Source organism: Streptomyces sp. NPDC004838 (genome assembly GCF_053600955.1).
The window spans coordinates 130,479-152,856 of record NZ_JBSGAW010000020.1 but is presented as its reverse complement, the minus strand read 5'-3'; the positions used below and the strand labels follow the sequence as shown (position 1 = coordinate 152,856).

The following is a 22,378-nucleotide window of genomic DNA, read 5'->3' as shown; positions in this document are numbered from 1 at the left end:
CGCCGCCCCCGAGGAAGCCGTCCGCGACGTCTGCTCTCAACTCGGCCTTTCCGATCGCGGCATGACTTTGATACGCAGTCACGCCACCCCCGTCTATCTCCTCCCAAGGGCGAACGCCGTGGTCCGCGTCAAACCCAGCGCCAAGACGGAGGAGACGGCCTGCGGCGTCGCCCTGCTGCGGTGGCTCGCGGACCAGGGATTTCCCGCCGTCGAGCTCTTGGACGTTCCCCAGCCGGTGAAGTGCGAGCCCTACGTGGCGACGCTGCTGGTCTACTACCCCCAGCAGCGGGCCGAGCCACCACCACCGAGCGCCCTCGGATCCCTTCTGCGCGAACTGCATCAGCTACCGGACCCTCCGGTGGAACTGCCGCCGTATCCGCCGCTCGCCTCCCTCCAAGAGGCGGTGACACTCAGCAATGCGCTCAGCCCGGATAGCCGGAACTGGCTGGAGACCGCCGTCAAGGAGACCCAGCTCGGCTACCGGGCACTCCGGTCCCCGCTGGGGAAGGGGTTCATCCATGGCGACGCGTACCCCGGCAACACCTTGTGGGACGGGAACACCGTACGACTGTCGGACTGGGACGAAGCAGCCGTCGGGCCCAGGGAACTCGATCTGGCGAACACCTTCCAAGGCACCAGGTTCGGCCGGAACCAGCAGCAGATCCGTGCGTTCACCGACAGCTACGGATACGACCCTTCGGGCTGGGACGGCCTCCCCCTCCTCGTCAGAATGCGCGACCTGCACACCCTGGGGTCGTTCATCCGCCGCGCCGACCGCGGCGACTCCGCAGCGACCACGCAGCTCTCCCATCGCCTCGCAACCCTTCGAGCACACCATGTGCAGGCGCGGTGGGACATCCACTGACCTCTCCGCCGACCTGGGCTCTACGTTCTCCACCTCCGCGTTTCCTTGGGGTTCGGCCTCCTCTCGGCTGAGGTGGACGAAGCCTTCACGGCTTGATGCAGGGGTTGCCCGGACCTCGGAGAGGAACCGGCTGACGTCTTCCTCTACGTGGCGGCCTGGCGGAGATGAACGGTCTGCACCTCGACTCCGAGATGGCTGGGAAGATCGCCAAGTACGCCCGACGCTCCAACTGAGTGCTTCGGTCAGCGGGCTTCGCCAAGTACGGCGCTCAGGACGTGCCCTGGTATCACCAACTCGGTGACGCCGAAAACCGTGAGCCATTCGGTCGCGGCCCAGGCAGGATGCCCTCTGTGAACCATGTGCTGTGCGGACTGGCGGCCAATGCCGCCCTGCCGTCCGAGCTGGTCGACCGGCTGATCGCGGTCGCGGACGCTGATATCGCCGCGGACCTCGCTGGTCGCGCGGATCTCAGCCATGCGCAGGCGGTCGCGCTGGCATCGCGCGTCGAGGAGAGCGCTGCACGGCTTGCGTACGAGGGCCGGCTGACCGCCGCCGACATCGATCCCGCAGCACAGCCGCACGCCGCCCTCGCCTTGCTCTGCAGGCGTGTTGGCAGCTCGGAATGGGCGCTCCTCCTCGCAACGGATCCAGTCTTCGAGCGCCAGGAGAAGCTGGCTGCCTGCTCCGGTCTCCCGTCCGATGTGGTGGAGACGCTCGCCGCTGACGCGGATGTACGGGTCGTCGCGGAGCTTGCGCTGTGGACCACGCCTGAAGTCGCCGCCAGGCTCGCGGGGCATCCGCATGCCGAGGTCCGCCGCGCGGTGGCGGCCAACCAGGCGACGCCCCCGCCCGTGCTGGCGGCGCTGCTCACCAGCGAGGGCCTGCCCCCGGCGCAGCGGTGCCTGGTCTGCGACCGCGAAAAGACGCCGTTCGTACACGACCCGCAATGCCCGCGGCAGGACTGCGATCTGCTGCCGGGCGGCTCCTGCGACGGCACCCACGAGTCCACCGTGCACGAGACGCAGCCGATGGCACTGCAGAACCCGGCCACACCCACCGACGCCGTCGTCCGCTTCGTCAATCACCCTTCACCGCTGCTCCGCTGGGCACTCGCCGCTCGCCCCGGCCTGCCGCCGGAGGTATACGGGCGGCTCGCCATGGACCCCCACCCTGGTGTCCGAGCCGACCTCGCCGAGAATCCCGCGATCGACGACGTCCTGATCCGTGCGCTGGCCGACGACCGTGGCCACGACGTGCAGCGCAGGCTCGCACACAACCCGTGCGTGCCGCTCGACATGCTGATCCGCCTGGCCGGCACCGTCAGGATCGGTGTCACCCTGCTGCCGCGGGTCGCCGCCGTCTCTCCCGCCGAGGTTGAGGAGCTGGCCCGGTCGCCGGAGCCGGCCGCACGGATGCTCGTGACTCAACGACGCGATCTGCCGACCGGGATCCGCGACGCACTGGCCACCGACCCCGACGCGAAAGTCGTCAAGTCCATCGCTTCGCACCCGGGCCTCTCCGAAGCACAGTTGCGCGCCATGGTCGACCGGCACGGAGTCCGTGTCATCGCCAAGGTGGCAGCCAACCCGGACGCGACCCCGGCATTGCTGGAGGACCTGACCCGTCACGAAGCCTCGGTACAGAAAGTGTTCCGCGAGGTCGCCCGGCACCGCAATGCGACGGGCCCAGCACTGCACAACTGCTTGACAGACAAGCACGCGCGGCCCCTGGCCGCCAGCCATCCGGCCCTTCCACCGCAAGTCATCGCGGAGCTGCTCACCGACACCGACTGGCAGGTGGTGGAAGCCGCAGCCGCCAACCCGTCGCTACCGCTCGCCGTGATGTCGGATCTGGTGCCCCGGCTGTAACTGCCCTGCCCGCCAGCTGAAGCGCTCCTGACCTTGTTGGCGGGTCGATTCCGGTCCTTCGCACGATCGGGAGACCCAGGGGTCTGGGTGTGACTGAAAGCGCTGGACGATCCGGTGACCTGGGCAGTCGACCTGTCCGACGCCAAAGACGCCTACGTCGTCGCTGACCAGGCACGGATGCGTCGGGACCTGCAGCCTCTGCAAGAGTGGGACGAGATCGCGGTGGCCCTGGAGATCCTCACCGTTCGCCGCTACGACTTGGCGGCCGATCGCACGCGGGCCGTCAACCGATTGCGAACCCAGACGCTGGAGTACTTCCCCTCTTGAGCGGGGATTTCGACTACGCCCGCGTCCAAGGGCAAGAGCCACCAACAGGCGATCCTCACCCTCGTTCGTCGACGCCCCGACGTTCTGTGAGCCCTCATCGGCGATCAGCGAGCCTTCGACGCATTTCCACCTCGGCCTAGCCTCGCCGTGAGCTGATCCCTGTTGCCTGAGACGGCGCGCGCTTGATGCTGCGATATGTCTCAGTTCCTGATGAGAGGCTCGTAGGAGCAACCCTCCGGCGTGAAGACGAGGACGAAGTTCTCTCCCACCCGAACAGCTAGCTCCCGCAAGCGGGCCAAGACGTCTGCCTGGTCCAGAAGGTCGAGGCCAAGGGCGGCGGCAGCACGGTCCCTTCGGGCCACGAGATCCGGCATGTCCTCCAGGTACTCGGCCGCAAGCTCACGACTCTCCTCGTCCGTGAACACTTGGCAGTCGCGCCACCACGGGACGACCAGGAGCAGGCGCAGGAGTTCGGGCAGCCCGATCGCAACCAGAGCCGCACCTCCTTCGGAGTCGGCATAGAGGATGGGTCGCTCCTCGCCGCCTTCACCGCAGAAGAAGTACGTGCCCCCGGCACCGTCGCCGGCGAAACCCTCGAGCGCGGCGCCCGAGGCGAGGTGGACTTCCTCGACATGGTCGCCACGGTCAAGGTCGAAGTCACCCGGCCAAGCGAGAAAACGGGCAGCTTCACCCTGTTCGCGGACTGCAGCGATCAACGATTCCACGAGTCGAACCATACGGCTCACCAACTGCGGCGACAACGCCGTCACCGCTCGGAGGACCCCCGTGGACATCCGCACCGCCCAGAAGCTGGCCTGAGAGAACAAGCTCCCCAAGGGCTTCAACACCACGGACACCGCGCTGGAGTTCGGGCTGCTCACCGCCGAGGAGGGCAAGGCGTTCACCGCCTGGCGCAAGCACCTCCCCCCGACCTCGGTGAGGAACTCGCGGACGTGTTCTCTTACCTGGCATCGGTAGCCAACATGAACGGCGTCGATCTGGGTGAAGAGGTGGCGGGGAAGATCGACAAGAACGCTCATCGGGTCTACGAGAAGAACGCTCACGGTGCCCTGGTCCGCACGAGCGATGAGTGAACATCACACTGCGGCCTGGTGAGGCCGCCTTGATGAGATGAGGCGTTCAAGCGGCGAGCCTCAGTGACCACGGCTCCTTCGAAGCAGAGGTGACAATCTGGACGGCCGGGAAGACGAGGACGACGTCGACCCCGGAACGTGTCCTGACCCACTGCTTCTCCAAGGCCAGTTCAAGAGTGTGGGGACCCGGTGTCCGGCTCATCTCTGCACGGACGGCCACCATGGATTCGGCGAAGTCCCGCGAGGACGACTCGAAGAGAAGTGGACCGATCCCGGAACCCGCTTCGAGAGTGAGTACCAGGCTCGATCGCGGGCCCGGCCCCGGATCGGCCAGGGAGATCGGTAGGCGTTCATCTCGAATGATCTTCCGCATCATGCCGTCCGGAGTCCGGCTGGACGGGTCGCTCGTATACGTCTCGTCGACGCTCCTCATGACCTGTTCATCGGCGGTCTCCAGCAGCCAGTGAGTCAGGGGAAGCGGCGATCGGCCGCTCCGGGGCTCCTCGGCCCACAAGCGGCCGACCACATTCTGTGCTGGTGAATGCGCCATGCCCTCGACCTCCCGTTAGTGCTTGGCGAGCAGGCATCAGGATGGTCGGCATTCCCGGTTTGGCCGTGCCGGAGAATTCGGATAGTGCGCGCTGCACGGTCGGGCCGTCGTCCCTCAGCAGGACGATGGCCCGACCGGCCCGCTACCGCGCCGCGTCAGGGTCTCGGTCCGGTCCGTGCATCACGCCGACCACATGGCGCACGGGGTGGCTGATGGGAAAGAGCGTGACCCGGATCCGGAAGTCCATGAGGATCTCCTTACGGGCCTGGACATCAGGTGCGTTGTGCCAGCGGTCGGCAACGGTTTCACCGGTGGGCCGCCGGATCATCCCGGGGGCGCGCTGCGGTTCTCGCTCCAGTGACGCCAGCTCGCTGCTGAGGGTCCCGTACCGCTCGCGGAACCATGCCGCGTCGTCTGCGGCGTCGTAGAGGCCGGCCTCGCGGTCGGCGCGCAGACGCTCGCGCATGGCCCGTACCTCGGCGATGCGTTCCGGGATGCCGTTGCCGGGGTCGAAGACGGTCTCGTAGATCAGGCCGTCGCCGAACTCCCGCACGAACCATTCCTCCACATAGACGTCGAGCTTCTCTGCCCAGATCAGGGGTGCGGGTCGGCAGTGCTGTGCGCTCAGCCATCCTTTGTTCCGGGCGGTGCAGACATAGCGGGGCGGCACACCGGCAGAGGTCTGGGTGTAGAGGCGATTGCCGCACTGCCCGCACAGGGCCACCTCCGTGAGGAGGTACTCCCGGCCCGAGCGCCGACCCTTGAAGGGCGTGTCGCGGGCTTCGAGGCACCGCTTCAGCGCCTCGTGCGTACTCCGGTCCCACAGTCCCTCGCACAGACGTACCGGGTTGCCGTCCTGGTCTATCACCGGCCGCTTCCGGTGCATCAGATAGCCCAGGGCCGCCTCGGACAGCAGGATGTTCTTCAGGCTCGTGGGCTGCCAAGGATTGCCCCCGGCGCGCTTGCCGTACATCACGGCCAGATGGTCGGCCGGGGACAGCTCACCGGCCGGTTCAGCCGGGCCGCCTCGCTGCTCGGCGTGACGCGCTCGGGGTCGGCGAGCACCCGGCGGGCGACTTCGCGGAGCACGGCCGAGGCGTGGGGGTGCAGGGCGACATGGTCGATCTTGCCGCCCATCACGACGCGCACGTACCGAAACCCGTACGAGGGCTTTCCCTTGGGGCGGCCGGCCGCCCGGGTCTTGACCGTGGTGTCGCGGTTCCGCCGCTGGATGGCCCGCAGCTCCATCTGCGCGCCCCACGCCTCCATGGTGAAGCGGTTCTCGTCGATGGGGTCGTTCAGGTCCCAGGGACCGTCGTGCCCATAGGTGAGAAGGAGCTTGCCCTCGTCCCGCATCTTGTAGCCGGTGTTGAGGCAGTCGACGACATTGCGGCCGAGGCGGTCCACCGCGGCGGCCACCAGACCGTCGTACGGTCCCCGCTTGTCCCGGAGCCATGGCCCGAGCTTCGGGCGGGTCATCGGGTCCGTGGCGCCCGAGACCTCCCAGTCGTCGGCCCAGCCGATGATGTGCCCGCCGATCGCGGCGGCTGCGGCGAGCACATCGGCGCGCTGCCGCTCCGGCGAGGTCGTGGCCAACTTCATCCGGGACAGCCGGCGGACGCCGAGCAGGCACTTCCCGCAGCCGTCGTATGGTCGTTCGATCACGTTCTGGTCCGTACCGCGCAAGGTCTCTCCGTTTCGAACGTGCAGAGTACGGAGATTGGGCGGCCGCTCCCAGGATGATCTTGATCAGCCGAGGAAGCTCAGTCGAACCTGACGGTTGACATTAGAGATATTGGTGTCCACGAGGCAGACCGACTGCCAGGTCCCCAGTTCCAGTCGGCCGCCGATCACCGGCAGCGTCGCATGCGGCGGGACCAGCGCGGGCAGGACGTGGTCGCGCCCGTGCCCCGGAGTGCCGTGGCGGTGCCGCCAGCGGTCGTCGGCGGGGAGCAGGGTGCGCAGGGCGGCGAGCAGGTCGTCGTCGCTGCCCGACCCGGTCTCGATGACCGCGATGCCGGCCGTGGCGTGCGGGACGAAGACATGGAGCAGCCCGTCCCGGCCGGCCGCGGCCTCCTGAAGGAACCGGTCGCAGGCACTGCTCAGGTCGGTCACCGACTCGTCCGCGCCGGTGGTGATGTGCAGCATCGTGGTGGTGAAGGGTCCGGGCATGGGTCCATCATCCCCGCGTACGGCGTTCTCCGCCGGAGGACGGCCACTGTCGGGCGGCTCCGAGGCGGGAATCCGCCGCCGGCGGCGGGAAGATGCGCGACCCCGGCCGAGTTAGTAGAAGTGTGAACGATTTCGAGGCGCGAGACGTGGACGTGGTCGTCATCGGCGCCGGACAGGCGGGGCTGTCCGGCGCCTATCATCTGCGGCGCATCGGGCTCGTTCCCGACCGTGATTTCGTCGTGCTGGACCACTCCCCCCGTCCGGGCGGGGCCTGGCAGTTCCGCTGGCCCTCTCTGACGTACGGCAAGGTGCACGGGATGCATGCGCTGCCGGGCATGGAGCTGACGGGCGCGGACGGCTCCCGCCCCTCGTCGGAGGTGATCGGCGCGTACTTCGCCGCGTACGAGGAACGCTTCGATCTGCGGGTTCACCGGCCGGTCGATGTCGTGGCGGTACGCGAGGGCGAGGGCGGGCGGCTGCGGGTCGAGTCCTCGGAGGGCGTCTGGTCGGCGCGGGCGCTGATCAGCGCGACCGGTACCTGGGACCGGCCGTTCTGGCCCCGCTACAGGGGGCAGGAGACCTTCCGGGGGCGGCAGCTGCACACCGCCGACTACCCGGGACCCGAGGAGTTCGCCGGACAGCGCGTGATCGTGGTGGGCGGCGGGGCCTCGGGGACCCAGCATCTGATGGAACTCGCGGACTACGCGGCGGAGACGACCTGGGTGACCCGGCGGCCGCCCGTCTTCTTCGAGGGCCCCTTCGACGAGAACGTCGGCCGTGCCGTCGTGGCCAGGGTGGAGGAGCGCGTACGCCGTGGGCTGCCGCCGCGGAGTGTGGTGTCGGTGACCGGGCTGCCCCTCACCGACGCCCTCAAGGGCGCCCGTGAACGGGGGATCCTCGACCGGCTGCCGATGTTCGACCGGATCACGCCGACGGGGGTCGCCTGGGACGACGGCCGGACGGTGGAGGCGGATGTGATCCTGTGGGCGACCGGCTTCCGGGCGGCGATCGACCATCTCGCGCCGCTGCGGCTGCGTGAGTCGGGCGGCGGCATCAGGATGGACGGCACCCGAGCCGTACGGGATGACCGGATCCATCTGGTCGGGTACGGCCCTTCGGCCTCGACCATCGGCGCCAACCGGGCGGGCCGGGCCGCCGTCCGGGAGATCAGGCGGCTGCTGGAGCGCGAACCGGCGCTGGTGTAGGGCACAACCTCCGGCGCGGCCGGAGGCGGCTCCGGTGGCGGTGCCGTCGGGCTCCGGCGGCCCGCCGCCGAAGGCCGAATCGGCGCTCGCTAACCGTCGCCCCTGCGGCGGCTGTTGAAGTCCGCCACATTGCGCTGGTGGTCCTGGTAGTCGGCCGTGAAACGGGTGTCGCCGGGGCCCACGGTGACGAAGTAGAGCCAGTCTCCGGCCGGAGGGCTGATCGCGGCGTGCAGGGCCTGCTCCCCCGGATTGCCGATGGGGGTGGGGGGCAGTCCCCGGTGCTCATAGCTGTTGTAGGGGCTGTCGATTCTGGTGTCCTCGGTGGTGGTGTCCAGTGTGCTCCGGTTCAGCGCGTAGTTGAGGGTCGAGTCCATCTGGAGCGGCATGTTCCGGGCGAGCCGGTTGTAGACGACCCGCGCCACCTTGCCCATGTCCTCGGGAGTGTCGGCCTCGGCCTGGACGATGCTGGCGATGTTGACCGTCTGATAGACCGTCATTCCGCCGCGCTGTGCTCCGCTGGTGACGCGTTCGGCGCCGAACTTCTCGTCGGCCGTGTTGACCATGAAGCTGAGAAGGCCGGACGGCGTGGTCGTGGCGTCCACGGGATAGGTGGCCGGGAAGAGGTACCCTTCGGGGTTGCCCTCGGACGCGGCGGGCAGTTTCAGACCGGCCGTGGCGGCGGCCTCGCGGGTGGTGCCGGGCGTCTTGCCGAGGGCCTTGTCGACGGCCGCGTAGATCTGTGAGGCGCGCCAGCCCTCGGGGATCAGCAGAGTCGCCGTCGGCTTCTTCTCCTTCTCGCTCCCCCCGAACAGCAGCGACACCAGTGCCACGACCATCGCGACGGCGAGGACCGCGGCGGCGATCAGGACAAAGCGCCCGCGACGGGTCAGCCGCGTTCTGCGTCCGCTCGGCGGCGGCAAGGGCTCGGTGATCATGTCGGCACGCTAACCCCAGGCAGCCTCCGAACCCGGTATTCGCACCGGTGTGCCCACGTTCCCCTGCCCGGTGGTCGCCGGGCAGGGGCGGCGGCCCGCGGAGGGCGGGCCGCCGGGGTGCTCAGCGTGTGACCGGGGTGCTCAGCGCGTGAACGGCGGGAGCGCGGCGAATTCGGGGGCCACCTGCACGGCGCCCGCGAGCGCGTCCAGGGTGCTCCGCACCCGGCTCAGGGGGTGGTCGGGGAACTGCGCGTCCCACTGGGCGTGGTCGGCGACATGGAAGGGCAGGCCGCCCTGCACGTCCGGTGCGTACGGATGGGGTCTGAAGTACTTGTCATGGCCCACCTGGGCCATGACCGTCGCCTCCCGCACCCCTGTGATGCCTCGTTCCGGCGCCTGGATCTTCACGACGGTGCTGCAGTTCGCGCGCGGCACGGTGAAGCTGCCGACGAACGCCTGTCCGCTGGGCTGTCCGGGGAGCGGCAGCTTCAGTATCTGCCGCAGCGCCGGCAGCGTGCCCAGGGACTTCACGGATGCCTCGATCAGGCCGCCGCCCGCGCCGGCGATGATTCTGGTGAGTCCTTCGCGCAGCGCGGGTCCGTTGTCGAGCGCCGCCGGCAGATCCGGCGTCAGGCCGAAGAAGTGCAGTGACAGCACGTCGCCCGCGTCATTGGCCCAGACGTCATGGTCGATGGGCTGGTAGCCGGGCAGTTCCACCCCGAGGAGAGCTCTCATGGACGGTCATCATGTCGTAACTTCACGGCGGATGGACCGTCACGCGAGCAACCGGCCGGGAGCGCCCGTCAGGGGACGGCGGGAACGGCCAACCGGGTGTCCCTGCGCACCAGTTCGGCGTAGCGGCCGTCGAGTGCGATCAGTTCGGCGTGGGTGCCGCGCTCGGCTATGCGTCCCGATTCGAGGACGACGATCTCGTCGGCGTCCCTGACGGTGGAGAGCCGGTGCGCGATGGTGATGGTGGTGCGGCCCGCCGAGAGTGCGTCGATGGCCTGCTGCACGGCCTGTTCGGTACGGGTGTCGAGCGCGCTGGTGGCCTCGTCGAGGATGAGGACGGGCGGATCGCGCAGGATGGTGCGCGCCAGGGCGAGGCGCTGCTTCTCGCCTCCGGAGAAGCGGTATCCCCGCTCGCCCACCAGGGTGTCGTATCCGTCGGGCAGCGACGCGATGTGGTCGTGGATCTGGGCCGCGCGGGCGGCTGCCTCGATCTCGGCGTCGGTGGCGTCCGGCTTGGCGAAGCGGAGGTTCTCGGCGACGGAGGAGTGGAAGAGATAGGTCTCCTGGGAGACGACTCCCACGGCGCGGGCGAGGGTGTCGAAGTCCAGGTCGCGTACGTCGACTCCGTCGAGCGTGACCCGGCCTCCGGTGACGTCGTAGAGCCGGGGAACCAGATAGCCCAGGGTGGATTTCCCGGAGCCGGTGGGGCCGACGATCGCGAGGCTGCCGCCCGCGGGCACGGTCACCGCCACACGGTCGAGGGTGGGGGCCGACTGCTGGGTGTCGTACACGAAGTCGACGTCCTCGAAACGGACTTCACCTCGGATCTTCTCCAGGGAGACCGGGTTGTCGGGTTCGGAGATCTCCACGGGCAGGTCGAGGTATTCGAAGATGCGCTGGAAGAGGGCGAGCGAGGTCTGCATGTCCACTCCGGTGGAGAGCAGGCTCACGGTGGGGCGGAACAGGCCCTGCTGGAGCGAGACGAACGCGACCAGGGTGCCGATGGAGATCGCCGGTCCGCCGCTCTGGAGGGCGATGCCCGCAGCCCAGTAGACGACCGCGGGCATGGCGGCCATCACGATGCCGATGGTGGACATACGCCAGCGCCCGGCCATGCTGGAGCGCACTTCGAGGTCGACGAGACGCTCGGACTCCCTGGCGAAGGAGTCGGTGAGCGAGTCGGCCCGGCCCATGGTGCGGCCGAGCAGGATGCCGCTGACCGACAGGGACTCGGTGACGGTCGCGGCCATCGCCGCCATCTGCTTCTGGCGCCGGGTCGTGATCTTCTTGCGCTCGCGGCCGACTCTGCGGCTGATCCAGACGAACAGCGGCAACAGGAGCAGCGAGACGACGGTGAGCCGCCAGTCGAGCGCGACCATGGCGATGACGGTGGCCACCACGGCCGTGAGGTTGGAGACCAGGGAGGTCGCGGTGGAGGTGACGGTCGCCTGCATCCCGCCGATGTCGTTGGCGATGCGCGACTGGACCTCTCCGGTCCGGGTCCTGGTGAAGAAGGCGAGCGGCATGCTCTGCAGCCGGGCGTAGACCCCCGTGCGCAGATCGTGCATGACGCGCTGGCCGACGGTGGTGGAGATCAGCGTCTGCAGGACGCCGAAGACGCTGTTCAGCACCGCGGTGAGGATCATGCCGAGCGCGAGCAGGCTGAGGAGGCCGGTGCGGCCTTCGGGAATCGCGGTGTCAAGGATCGCCTTCAGCAGGAACGGCGAGGCGACGGAGACGAGCGACGCCGCGCCGACGAGCAGCCCGACGAGAGCGAGACGGCCGCGGTAGGGACGGAAGAGCCGGAGGATCCGCCGCACCTGGGCGGGCGGCTGCTCCGGCTCCTTGGCCGGTGGTGTCCAGTCGGTCGGATCTGTGGGGTGCATGGGCTCCTTCGAGGGTGCGGGACCTTTCCTCCGGGTCGGTCCGCGCGGTCGTTCGAGCCGCCGCGCCCGGGATATGCCCGGAAGGCAGGGGGCGCGAGGCGCTGGGCGCGCGGACACTTTCGAGAGCATAGCTCACTGTTACCTATGTACACAATGAACAAGGTCCTGATATTGTTCCCGTATGACCACTCCCGACCCCGACGGCCTGCTGGCCGAACAGCTGCTGCGGCTCACCCGCCGCCTCCACCGCAGCCAGCAGCGGCAGCTGGAGTCGGTCGGCGTCGCGATCACCCCCGCCCAGTCCCGGCTGCTGCGCATCCTCGCGCACTACGACGAGGCTCCCCGTATGGCCGATCTCGCGGCCCGGCTGGAGGTGGTTCCGAGAGCCGTGACCAGTCTGGTGGACGCCCTGGAGGCGAGCGGCCGGGTCCGCCGCGCCCCTGATCCGGCCAACCGCAGGGTGACCCGTATCGAGCTGACGGACACCGGCCGCGCCACGCTCAGGACGATGCGCGAGGCGCGCAGGGCGGCGGCCGAGGACATTCTCGCTCCCCTGACCGCCGATCAGCGCGAGACCTTCGGCGGGCTGCTCCACACCCTGGTCGACGGACCGGCGCCACCCTGTTGAAGCCCCCTTGACCCGTCTGAACCCGTCTGAACCCGTGTGACCCCATGTGAAACCGCGGGCAGGCCGCGCCCACGCCGGACCAGCCGCCGGATCCGCCGCCGCTGGGACCGCCGCCGGAACCGAGGCCGTAACCGCGCTCCGGGGCTTCGGCGGGACCGCGACGGGACCGGCCTCCCCCAGGGGTCCCCCTTCCACTCACCTGTCCCGGCTCCGCCCTCCCCACCTGGCGGGATTACACCCGGTCCACGAGAAAACCGATTGCGGAACGGTGTCGGCGAAGGCGAACCTTGCACGGTTTGCACCAACCACGACTCGTGCTGGGACGCCATGCAGATCCAAGACCTTCCGTTCCACGATCCCGGCGACCCCGACGTCCGTTCCGGCACCCGCTTCCTGGTCTGGCTCGGCCGAAATCAGCTGGGCGGACAGCTCAAGGCCCTGTTCTGGGGGCTGCTGAACCAGCTCTCGATCGCCGCGCTCTCCCTAGGCGTGGGCTTCGCCGTCCAGGCCGTGGTGGACCGCGACGGCACCCGGCTCGCGTACGCGGGCGGGCTGATCCTGCTGCTCGGCCTGGCCATCGCGCTCGGCGACACCATGCTGCACCGCGCGGCCGTCACCAACTGGATCGTCTCGGCGGCGCGCGTCCAGCAACTCCTGGCCCGCAAAGCGTCGGAGCTGGGCTCGGTGCTGACCCGGCGGGTCGCCGCGGGCGAGGTGGTCGCGGTCTCCACCGGAGACGTCGAGAAGATCGGCTGGTTCGTCGAGGCGTTCTCCCGGTTCGTGGCGGCGGCCGTCACGGTGGTGGCGGTCTGCACCGGCCTGGTGATCTACCAGCCCGCGCTCGGCGTGGTCGCCGCCATCGGCTTCCCGGTGCTCGCCCTGGCCGTGCTGCCGCTGCTGCCGGTCGCCACCCGGCGGGCGGACGTCCAGCGGGAGAAGGCGGGCCACGCCACCGAGCTGGCGTCGGACACGGTCGCCGGTCTGCGGGTGCTGCGCGGAATCGGCGGCGAGGACCTGTTCCTCGACCGCTATCGCAGGGCGTCCCAGGACGTGCGCCGAGCGGCCGTCCGCACGGCCCGGATGTGGTCCCTGATCTCGGCGGTCCAGGTGCTGCTGCCCGGTGTGCTCATGCTGACGGTCGTCGGATACGGAGCCAAGCTCGCCCTCGACGGCCGGATCGCGGTCGGCGAGCTGGTCACCGTCTACAGCGCGGTCCTGCTCGCCCAGCACCCGATGCGCAACTTCGAGGAGTTCGCGATGGCCTACTCCTTCTCGAAGCCCTCCGCGAAGCGGGCGGCACGGGTGCTGTCCCTGCACCGGACCACCACGGCCACCGGCGTCGGGCACGGCCGCCCCACCGGAGATCTGTACGACCCCGTCACCGGCGTCCTCGCCCCCGCCGGCCGCTTCACGGCCGTGGTCTGCGGTGACCCGGACGCGGCCGGACGGCTCGCGGACCGGCTCGGCGGCCACCCCGTCACGGACGACGCCGACACCGGCGCCCTGGCCGGGACCACCCCCGCCCGCGACGCGGACGCCGACCCCCGGGTCGAGACGACGCCTGCCCTCGACGCCGACGCCCGGATCGAGACTGTGCCGTCCGTACTGCTCGGCGGTGTACCGCTGGACGAGCTGCCGCTCGACGAGGCACGGGCTGCCGTGCTCGTACAGGACAAGGATCCGGTGCTGCTCTCCGGCACGCTGCGGGAGCTGCTGGACATCCCGTCGTCGGGGAAGGTCTCCGCCCGCGAGGCCCTGGAAGCGGCGGAGTGCGGTGATGTGCTCGACGCGCTCGCCCAGGCGTCCGCGGACGACGCCGGCGACCCGATGGAGACCCGGATCACCGAGCGCGGCCGGTCGCTCTCCGGCGGTCAGCGCCAGCGGCTCGCGCTCGCGCGTTCGCTGGTGACCGATCCGGAGGTGCTGGTACTGGACGAGCCGACGTCCGCCGTCGACTCGCACACCGAGGCCCGTGTCGCGGCGGGGGTGAAGCGGCTGCGCCGTGAGCGCACGACCGTGGTCCTCGCCTCGTCGCCGCTGCTGCTGGATCTGGCGGACCGGGTGTTCTTGGTGGAGGGGAACAAGGTCGCGGCCGAGGGCACACACCGCGAGCTGCTGCGCGGTGAGCCGCGCTACCGGGCCGTCGTCACCCGCGAGACCGACGACGAGGCCCGGGAACGACGGCAGGCGGCGAGCGTATCCGTGGAGAGCGAGGGATCCGTGTGAAGAGCCCCGAGAAGAACGTGATGTTCCGGGTGGAACCGCCCGAGTACGATCCGGCGGCCCCCGAGTCGGCGACGACGCTGCCCGTCGGCGGCGGCGCGACCGTCAGGACCTATGTGCGCGAGCTGCTGCGGCGGCACCGGCGTGCGTTCGCGGCCCTGATCACGTTCAACGCGCTCGCGGTGATCGCGTCCATGGTGGGGCCGTATCTGCTGGGCTCCGTCGTGGAGAAGCTGACGACCGGGGCGCGGGAACTCCATCTGGGGCGCACGATCGCGGTGTTCGCCCTCGCGCTGGCCGTCCAGACCCTCTTCGTACGGATGGTCCAGCTACGCGGTGGGATGCTCGGCGAGGAGATGCTGGCCGAGCTCCGCGAGGACTTTCTGGTGCGGTCCGTCCGGCTGCCGCCGGGTGTGCTGGAGCGCGCGGGGACCGGCGATCTGCTCTCCCGTATCACCACCGACATCGACCGGCTCGCCAACGCCATGCGGGAGGCCGTGCCGCAGCTGGCGATCGGTGTGGTGTGGGCGGGACTGCTGCTCGCCGGCCTGGCGGTGACCGCGCCGCCGCTGGCGCTCGCCGTGCTGGTGGCCCTGCCGCTGCTGCTGGTGACCTGCCGCTGGTACTTCAGGCGGGCGCCCTCCGCGTACCGCTCGGAGGCGGCGGGTTACGCGGCGGTCGCCACCGTGCTCACCGAGACGGTCGACGCGAGCCGGACGGTGGAGTCCCACCGCCTCGGCCGTCGGCGGATCGCGCTGTCCGACCAGCGGATCAGGGAGTGGACCGTCTGGGAGCGGTACACGATGTATCTGCGGTCCGTGCTGTTCCCCGTCATCAACCTCACGCACACCACGGTTCTCGCGTCGGTGCTGCTGTTCGGCGGCGTGTTCGTGCTCCAGGGCTGGATCGACGTGGGCCAGCTGACGACGGGCGCGCTGCTGGCACAGATGCTCGTCGAACCGGTCGGCATCATTCTGCGCTGGTACGACGAACTCCAGGTGGCCCAGGTGTCGCTGGCGAGGCTGGTGGGCGTGCGGGAGATCGAGCCGGACGCGGGGGACGGCCGGGTCCGGCCCGACGGCCGCGACGTACGCGCGGACGAGGTGCGCTTCGGCTATCGCGAGGGCGTGGACGTGCTCCACGAGGTGTCCCTCGCGGTCGCGCCGGGCACGAGGGTCGCCCTGGTGGGCCCGTCCGGGGCCGGGAAGTCGACGCTGGGACGGCTGCTGGCGGGCGTCTACGCCCCGCGGTCCGGCCGGATCACACTCGGCGAGGCCGAGCTGTCCCGGATGCCCGCCGAGCGGATCCGGGAGCATGTGGCGCTGGTCAACCAGGAGCACCATGTGTTCGTGGGCTCCCTCCGGGACAATCTGCTGCTGGCCCGGACGGACGCGGGCGACGCGGAGCTGTGGGCCGCTCTCGGCGCGGTGGACGCGGACGCCTGGGCGCGGGCGCTGGACGACGGCCTCGACACCGAGGTCGGCTCCGGCGGCCTGGCCCTCACTCCGGCCCAGGCCCAGCAGATCGCCCTCGCCCGGCTGGTCCTGGCGGACCCGCACACTCTGGTCCTCGACGAGGCGACCTCCCTGCTGGACCCGCGCGCGGCCCGTCATCTGGAGCGTTCGCTCTCACGGGTCCTCGACGGCCGTACGGTGGTGGCGATCGCCCACCGCCTGCACACCGCGCATGACGCGGATGTGATCGCGGTGGTGGAGAACGGCCGGATCAGCGAGCTGGGCAGCCATGACGAGCTGGTCGGGGCGGACGGCGCGTATGCGGCGCTCTGGCGCTCCTGGCACGGCTGAGCTGATACGGGGTACGGGAAGCCGTCCGGGCTCCGGGGGCGTGGCTGGGCCCACTCCACGCGGCCCGGTGCGGCGGCCCACTCCACGCGGGCCGCTTCAGCGGGTCAGATCACATTGAGGGCCGCGGCCCCGCCCACTCCCCCGAGGAGCATGAACACCGGCATCAGCACCTTCAGCTCCACCCAGCTCCCGGCCCGGAAACGCATCGCCTTCGGCGGCCCGACCGGATACCAGCGCTTGTTGCCTATCGGGATCGGCCACAGGATGGGGCAGCCCGAGACGGTGAGGGCGTCGCCGATGTCGTGGACGAGGGCGCCCAGCACGATCGGCAGGCCCAGCCACAGATACTCCTGGCCGGGAGCGGTGAACAGCCAGTCGGAGCCATTGCCCGGTTTGTCGAGCACGCCCGCCAGAATCCATGCGCTCGTCGCGCCCAGCAGCCACACCAGGACATCGCTGGAGACCCGCGCCGCCCGCCAGAGCAGGCCCTCCACGGCGAGCACCAGATGGACGAAGAGCAGCGCGAGGACCGCCCACCGGCCGCCGGTGACGGCCAGCGCGGAAGCACCGCCGCCGATCATGACCGCCCAGAGCCAGGTGTGCGTCAGGGTGCGATGGCCGCCGGTCCTGCGTTTGTCGCCCTGCTTCTTCGTCGCTTTGTAGACGGCGTACGAGAGCTTGTCGACGACCTCGCACAGGGTGCGCGAGACGGGCCCGAAGGCGCGGGAGATCGTCGCCGCCTTGTGATCCAGGTCGGGCGCCAGCGCGGCACCCGCGCAGATCAGCGCTCCGACGACGAGAACCGGCCATGGCATCGGCCGGCCGGCCGCGGCGGTCGCGGCCCCCACCCCCAGCCACGCGGCCGCTCCGGACAGCGAATGAGCCGGTCCCATCATGTACGTTTCCCCGCCCCGTGGTGGTACGACTGTTGCACAGCCATCGCTTTGATCGTGAAGCCTGACAGTGAAGCCAGTTGACAGCGCAGCGTATCGTTCGTGATCTTCCGGTCGCCGCCCGGTTCCCGGAACCGGGGTGAGGACAGGCAAGATGGGGGGCGTGACCCTTATCGACCAGCTGCCGCCTGACGCCGATCCCGATGCCCTCTTCGAGGCTTTCTCCTCATGGGCCGAGGACCGGGGCATCTCGCTCTATCCGGCTCAGGAAGAGGCGCTGATCGAGGTGGTCTCCGGGGCCAATGTGATCCTTTCGACCCCCACCGGCTCCGGAAAGAGCCTGGTCGCGGCGGGTGCGCACTTCACGGCTCTGGCCAGGGACGAGGTCACGTTCTACACCGCTCCGATCAAGGCGCTCGTCTCGGAGAAGTTCTTCGATCTGTGCAAGCTGTTCGGCACCGAGAACGTCGGGATGCTCACGGGCGACGCGTCCGTCAACGCCGACGCGCCCGTCATCTGCTGCACCGCCGAGGTGCTGGCCTCCATCGCCCTGCGCGACGGCGCGAACGCCGACATCGGCCAGGTCGTGATGGACGAGTTCCACTTCTACGCCGAGCCGGACCGCGGCTGGGCCTGGCAGATCCCGCTGCTGGAGCTGCCGCAGGCGCAGTTCGTCCTGATGTCGGCGACCCTCGGCGACGTCAAGCGGTTCGAGTCGGATCTGACCCGCCGTACGGGCCGTCCCACCGCTGTGGTGCGCTCCGCGACGCGTCCGGTCCCGCTGTCGTACGAGTACCGGCGCACGCCCATCACGGAGACGCTGACCGAGCTGCTGGACACCCGGCAGGCTCCCGTGTACATCGTGCACTTCACCCAGGCCGCCGCCGTGGAGCGGGCGCAGTCGCTGATGAGCATCAACATGTGCTCGCGCGAGGAGAAGGACCAGATCGCCGAGATGATCGGCAACTTCCGGTTCACCACCAAATTCGGCCGGAATCTGTCGCGTTACGTCCGGCACGGGATCGGCGTCCACCACGCCGGCATGCTGCCCAAGTACCGGCGGCTGGTCGAGAAGCTCGCCCAGGCGGGCCTGTTGAAGGTCATCTGCGGTACGGACACGCTCGGTGTGGGCGTCAACGTCCCCATCCGCACGGTGCTGTTCACCGCGCTCACCAAGTACGACGGCAACCGGGTGCGCACCCTGCGCGCCCGTGAGTTCCACCAGATCGCCGGCCGCGCGGGCCGGGCCGGATTCGATACGGCGGGACTGGTCGCCGCCCAGGCGCCCGAGCACGTCATCGAGAACGAGAAGGCGCTCTCCAAGGCCGGCGACGACCCCAAGAAGCGCCGCAAGGTCGTCCGCAAGAAGGCCCCCGACGGGTTCGTGGCCTGGTCGGACAGCACGTTCGACAAGCTCATCGAGTCCGACCCCGAGCCGCTGACCTCCCGCTTCAAGGTCACCCACACCATGCTGCTGTCGGTGATCGCCCGGCCCGGCAACGCCTTCGACGCGATGCGCCGCCTGCTGGAGGACAACCACGAGCCGCGCCGGAACCAGCTGAGGCACATCCGCCGCGCGATCGCGATCTACCGTTCGCTCCTCGACGGCGGTGTGGTGGAGCGGCTGGCGGAGCCGGACGCCCAGGGCCGTATCGTGCGGCTGACCGTCGACCTCCAGCAGGACTTCGCGCTCAATCAGCCGCTCTCCACCTTCGCGCTGGCCTCCTTCGAGCTGCTGGATCCCGAATCCCCTTCGTACGCGCTGGACATGGTGTCGGTCGTGGAGTCCACGCTGGACGATCCGCGCCAGATCCTGGCCGCCCAGCAGAACAAGGCGCGCGGTGAGGCGGTCGCGCTGATGAAGGCGGACGGTGTCGAGTACGAGGAGCGGATGGAGCGGCTCCAGGAGGTGACGTACCCCAAGCCGCTGGAGGAGCTGCTGTGGCACGCGTACGACGTCTACCGCAAGAGCCATCCGTGGGTCGGCGACCATCCGGTCTCGCCGAAGTCCGTCATCCGCGACATGTACGAGCGGGCGCTGACGTTCACGGAGTTCACGTCGCACTACGAGCTGGCGCGGACCGAGGGCATCGTGCTGCGCTATCTGGCCGGAGCGTACAAGGCGCTGGAGCACACGATCCCGGACGATCTGAAGTCCGAGGATCTCCAGGATCTGATCGCCTGGCTGGGTGAGCTGGTGCGCCAGGTCGACTCCAGTCTGCTGGACGAGTGGGAGCAGCTGGCCAACCCGGAGGTGGAGACCGCCGAGCAGGCCCAGGAGAAGGCCGACCAGGTCAAACCCGTCACGGCCAACGCGCGCGCGTTCCGGGTGCTCGTCCGCAACTCCCTCTTCCGCCGGGTGGAGCTGGCCGCGCTCGACCGGGTGGGCGAGCTGGGCGAACTGGACGCCGAGTCCGGCTGGGACGCGGACGCCTGGGGCGAGGCGATGGACGCGTACTGGGACGCGTACGAGGAGCTGGGCACGGGCCCGGACGCGCGCGGCCCGAGGCTGCTGCTGATCGAGGAGGACGAGCCGCACGGTCTGTGGCGGGTGCGGCAGATCTTCGCCGACCCGAACGGCGACCACGACTGGGGCATCAGCGCCGAGGTCGATCTCGCGGCCTCCGACGAGGAGGGTCGGGCGGTCGTCCGGGTCACCTCGGTCGGCCAGCTCTGACCGCCACGGGAGATCCGGCCGCCTCGGCCACCGGCCCCGACCATCACAGGAGAACCGCCATGACGAACCCCGCCGAGCGCCTGGTGGATCTGCTCGACCTGGAGCAGATCGAGGTCGACATCTTCCGCGGCCGCAGCCCGAACGAGTCCCTCCAGCGGGTCTTCGGCGGCCAGGTCGCGGGACAGGCGCTGGTCGCGGCGGGCCGCACCACCGACGGGGAGCGTCCGGTGCACTCCCTGCACGCGTACTTCCTGCGGCCGGGGCGTCCCGGCGTGCCGATCGTGTACCAGGTGGAGCGTGTGAGGGACGGCAGGTCGTTCACCACACGCCGGGTCACCGCGGTACAGCAGGGCCGGACCGTCTTCACGCTGACGGCGTCCTTCCACCGGCCGGAGGAGGGCAGCATCGAGCATCAGCTGCCGCCGCGCCTGGAGTTCCCGGCGCCGGAGACACTGCCCCCGCTCGCCGAGGAGATCCGGGAGCATCTCGGCGCCCTCCCCGAGGCGCTGGAGCGCATGGCGCGCCGCCAGCAGTTCGACATCCGCTACACCGAACGGCTGCGCTGGACGCCGGAGGAGATCACTCAGAAGCGGTCGGATCCGCGCAGCGCGGTGTGGATGCGCGCGGTGGGCCCGCTGGGCGATGATCCGCTGGTGCACACCTGCGCCCTGACGTACGCGAGCGACATGACGCTGCTGGACGCCGTCCGGATCCCCATCGAGCCTCTCTGGGGGAAGCGTAGTTTCGACATGGCGTCGCTGGACCACGCGATGTGGTTCCACCGCCCCTTCCGCGCGGACGAATGGTTTCTCTACGACCAGGAGTCCCCGATCTCGACGGGCGGCCGTGGTCTGGCGCGTGGCCGCATCTACAACCGTGCGGGTGAATTGCTGGTGTCGGTGGTGCAGGAAGGACTGTTCCGCCCGCTGAGCGGCTGAACACGATCGGATCTCGGACGAGGAGACATGGCATGACAGCGCTGTACGACATTCCCCTGCGTACGCTCGACGGCGAGGCGACTTCTCTCGCCGACCACCGGGGCAAGGCCCTGCTGGTGGTGAACGTGGCCTCCCAGTGCGGTCTGACGCCGCAGTACGCCGGTCTGGAGCGGTTGCAGAAGCAGTACGGCGAACGGGGCTTCACGGTCATCGGCGTACCGTGCAACCAGTTCATGGGCCAGGAGCCGGGGAGCGCCGAGGAGATCCGGACGTTCTGCTCGACGACGTACGGCGTCACTTTCCCCCTCCTGGAGAAGGTGGAGGTCAACGGCCCCGACCGCCATCCGCTGTACGCGGAGCTGACGAAGACGCCGGACGAGGAAGGCCAGGCCGGAGACGTCCAGTGGAACTTCGAGAAGTTCCTGATCGACGGCGAAGGCGAGGTCGTGGCACGGATCCGTCCCCGTACGGAGCCGGAGGCCGCGGAGGTGGTCTCGCTGATCGAGGGGCTCGTCGAGTCCTGACGGCTGTCCCGTAGCGGATCGGCACGCTCGAGAGGGCGCGGGCTCGTCCCTGGCCTCGTCGTACACCGCGCGGTTGCGCATCGCCCCTGACGTCTGAACCCGCGTCCGGCTCGAAGGAGCGGACGACAGCGACCTTCCGCGACGCCCCATCCACGCATTACCTGCGGTAACTACCTTCTGGTACCAGGCGGTAGGGCGTGTCAACCGATCTGGCGCGAGAGCGCCTGCGGAAGCGCGAGGGGTGTTAGTTTGCGCAGGCGTCACGCAATCGCTCGGGCGGGGAGTACACCTATGGAGACCACACAGCAGTCTTCCGACCGGGATCGGCCGGCCGATCAGCGCCGCCGTGAACTCCTGGAAGCGGCGGACCGGGTGGTGCTCCGGGACGGGCCGCATGCGTCCATGAACGCGATCGCGGCGGAGGCCGGCATCACCAAGCCGATCCTCTACCGTCACTTCGGCGACAAGGGCGGACTGTACCGGGCGCTCGGCGAGCGCCATACGGACGCGCTGCTCGACTCGCTGCGCAAGGCACTCGACGCGCCCGCGGACCGCCGCGAGCGGATCGAGGCGACGCTCGACACGTATCTCGCGGCCATCGAGGCGCGGCCCCAGGTCTACCGCTTCCTGATGCACCCCTCCGAGGACGCGCAGCCCGCGGAGGCCGGCTTCGATGTCGGCCGCCACTCCGCGCCGCTGCTGCGCAGACTCGGCGAGGAGTTGGCGAAGGTCATCCACGGCCGCGTCGAACTCGGCCCGGACGGCGAGCGGCTGGCCCGCGTCTGGGGCCACGGCATCGTCGGCATGATGCACGCGGCGGGCGACTGGTGGCTCGGCGAGCGCCCCTGCTCACGCGCGGAACTGGTCCGCTGCCTGGCCGATCTGCTCTGGGGCCGTCTGGCCGCGGTGGCGGACAAGGCGGGCGGACCGGGGTTCTGAGGGACCGTTGCGCACGGGTGCGCCGGTGCGACGCCGTCCGGCGATGCCGAGGCGCTGGACGAACGACCGTTGCGCACGGTACGCGGTGCGGCTCGGCGTGCGGGCCTGAGCGGAGAC

19 protein-coding genes and 1 pseudogene are annotated in these 22,378 nt (G+C 69.8%); 11 read left to right on the top strand and 9 right to left on the bottom strand.

Annotation, left to right across the window (positions count from 1 at the left end; translation table 11 throughout):
- Positions 1–61 precede the first annotated feature (61 nt).
- The 3 genes and pseudogenes from ACWEFL_RS22920 to ACWEFL_RS22910 all read left to right on the top strand — a co-directional run.
- A complete protein-coding gene (locus ACWEFL_RS22920; RefSeq protein ID WP_451715621.1) occupies positions 62–865 on the top strand; it encodes a phosphotransferase enzyme family protein in 804 nt (267 codons plus the stop codon).
- 350 nt (positions 866–1,215) lie between these two features.
- The gene (locus tag ACWEFL_RS22915; protein WP_451715618.1) at positions 1,216–2,733 is read left to right on the top strand and encodes a hypothetical protein; all 1,518 of its coding nucleotides are present in this window, start codon (positions 1,216–1,218) and stop codon (positions 2,731–2,733) included.
- 135 nt (positions 2,734–2,868) lie between these two features.
- A pseudogene (locus ACWEFL_RS22910) lies at positions 2,869–3,057 on the top strand (IS110 family transposase); the annotation flags it as partial.
- A 203-nt stretch (positions 3,058–3,260) separates the two neighbouring features.
- On the opposite strand, the gene ACWEFL_RS22905 reads toward ACWEFL_RS22910, so the two are convergent.
- From ACWEFL_RS22905 to ACWEFL_RS22885, 5 genes are all read right to left on the bottom strand, one after another.
- Positions 3,261–4,124: a hypothetical protein gene (locus ACWEFL_RS22905; RefSeq protein ID WP_451715616.1), complete on the bottom strand. Its 864-nt coding sequence runs from the start codon at positions 4,122–4,124 to the stop codon at positions 3,261–3,263.
- 76 nt (positions 4,125–4,200) lie between these two features.
- The gene (locus tag ACWEFL_RS22900; RefSeq protein WP_451715613.1) at positions 4,201–4,704 is read right to left on the bottom strand and encodes a hypothetical protein; all 504 of its coding nucleotides are present in this window, start codon (positions 4,702–4,704) and stop codon (positions 4,201–4,203) included.
- Positions 4,705–4,846: 142 nt separating this feature from the next.
- A complete protein-coding gene (locus tag ACWEFL_RS22895; protein ID WP_451715611.1) occupies positions 4,847–5,680 on the bottom strand; it encodes a zinc ribbon domain-containing protein in 834 nt (277 codons plus the stop codon).
- On the bottom strand, positions 5,677–6,369 hold the full coding sequence (locus tag ACWEFL_RS22890; RefSeq protein ID WP_451715608.1) for a recombinase family protein: 693 nt from the start codon (positions 6,367–6,369) through the stop codon (positions 5,677–5,679). Before ACWEFL_RS22890 ends, ACWEFL_RS22895 begins: the two co-directional genes overlap by 4 nt.
- A gap of 84 nt (positions 6,370–6,453) precedes the next feature.
- Positions 6,454–6,876 (bottom strand): secondary thiamine-phosphate synthase enzyme YjbQ, encoded by a 423-nt coding sequence (locus ACWEFL_RS22885; RefSeq protein WP_451715606.1) that lies wholly within the window; start codon positions 6,874–6,876, stop codon positions 6,454–6,456.
- A gap of 92 nt (positions 6,877–6,968) precedes the next feature.
- Between ACWEFL_RS22885 and ACWEFL_RS22880 the strand changes: the two genes are divergently transcribed.
- Complete coding sequence (locus ACWEFL_RS22880) at positions 6,969–8,081, top strand: NAD(P)-binding domain-containing protein (RefSeq protein ID WP_451715604.1); 1,113 nt, start codon at positions 6,969–6,971, stop codon at positions 8,079–8,081.
- 89 nt (positions 8,082–8,170) lie between these two features.
- Here ACWEFL_RS22880 and mltG read toward each other — a convergent pair whose 3' ends face one another.
- From mltG to ACWEFL_RS22865, 3 genes are all read right to left on the bottom strand, one after another.
- On the bottom strand, positions 8,171–9,016 hold the full coding sequence (gene mltG / locus ACWEFL_RS22875) for an endolytic transglycosylase MltG (protein WP_451715603.1): 846 nt from the start codon (positions 9,014–9,016) through the stop codon (positions 8,171–8,173).
- A gap of 141 nt (positions 9,017–9,157) precedes the next feature.
- Positions 9,158–9,751 carry a hypothetical protein gene (locus ACWEFL_RS22870; RefSeq protein ID WP_451715601.1) on the bottom strand — a complete coding sequence of 198 codons (594 nt, stop codon included), beginning with the start codon at positions 9,749–9,751 and terminating at the stop codon, positions 9,158–9,160.
- Positions 9,752–9,819: 68 nt separating this feature from the next.
- On the bottom strand, positions 9,820–11,634 hold the full coding sequence (locus ACWEFL_RS22865; protein WP_451715599.1) for an ABC transporter ATP-binding protein: 1,815 nt from the start codon (positions 11,632–11,634) through the stop codon (positions 9,820–9,822).
- 181 nt (positions 11,635–11,815) lie between these two features.
- Here ACWEFL_RS22865 and ACWEFL_RS22860 point away from each other — a divergent pair, with 181 nt between their 5' ends.
- From ACWEFL_RS22860 to ACWEFL_RS22850, 3 genes are all read left to right on the top strand, one after another.
- The gene (locus tag ACWEFL_RS22860) at positions 11,816–12,262 is read left to right on the top strand and encodes a MarR family winged helix-turn-helix transcriptional regulator (RefSeq protein ID WP_451715598.1); all 447 of its coding nucleotides are present in this window, start codon (positions 11,816–11,818) and stop codon (positions 12,260–12,262) included.
- A 327-nt stretch (positions 12,263–12,589) separates the two neighbouring features.
- A complete protein-coding gene (locus tag ACWEFL_RS22855; protein WP_451715596.1) occupies positions 12,590–14,488 on the top strand; it encodes an ABC transporter transmembrane domain-containing protein in 1,899 nt (632 codons plus the stop codon).
- Between the two features lie 20 nt (positions 14,489–14,508).
- Positions 14,509–16,290, top strand: coding sequence for an ABC transporter ATP-binding protein (locus ACWEFL_RS22850; protein WP_451715653.1), 1,782 nt, complete (start codon positions 14,509–14,511; stop codon positions 16,288–16,290).
- Between the two features lie 104 nt (positions 16,291–16,394).
- Here ACWEFL_RS22850 and ACWEFL_RS22845 read toward each other — a convergent pair whose 3' ends face one another.
- Positions 16,395–17,186, bottom strand: a complete 792-nt coding sequence (locus ACWEFL_RS22845) for a metal-dependent hydrolase (protein WP_451715593.1) — start codon at positions 17,184–17,186, stop codon at positions 16,395–16,397.
- Between the two features lie 160 nt (positions 17,187–17,346).
- Between ACWEFL_RS22845 and ACWEFL_RS22840 the strand changes: the two genes are divergently transcribed.
- From ACWEFL_RS22840 to ACWEFL_RS22825, 4 genes are all read left to right on the top strand, one after another.
- Positions 17,347–19,860, top strand: coding sequence for a DEAD/DEAH box helicase (locus ACWEFL_RS22840; protein WP_451715590.1), 2,514 nt, complete (start codon positions 17,347–17,349; stop codon positions 19,858–19,860).
- 59 nt (positions 19,861–19,919) lie between these two features.
- A complete protein-coding gene (locus ACWEFL_RS22835) occupies positions 19,920–20,798 on the top strand; it encodes an acyl-CoA thioesterase (protein ID WP_451715588.1) in 879 nt (292 codons plus the stop codon).
- A 32-nt stretch (positions 20,799–20,830) separates the two neighbouring features.
- Entirely contained in the window at positions 20,831–21,322 is a 492-nt protein-coding gene (locus ACWEFL_RS22830; RefSeq protein WP_451715585.1) for a glutathione peroxidase, read from the top strand.
- A gap of 291 nt (positions 21,323–21,613) precedes the next feature.
- Positions 21,614–22,261 carry a TetR family transcriptional regulator gene (locus tag ACWEFL_RS22825; RefSeq protein WP_451715584.1) on the top strand — a complete coding sequence of 216 codons (648 nt, stop codon included), beginning with the start codon at positions 21,614–21,616 and terminating at the stop codon, positions 22,259–22,261.
- Positions 22,262–22,378 lie beyond the last annotated feature (117 nt).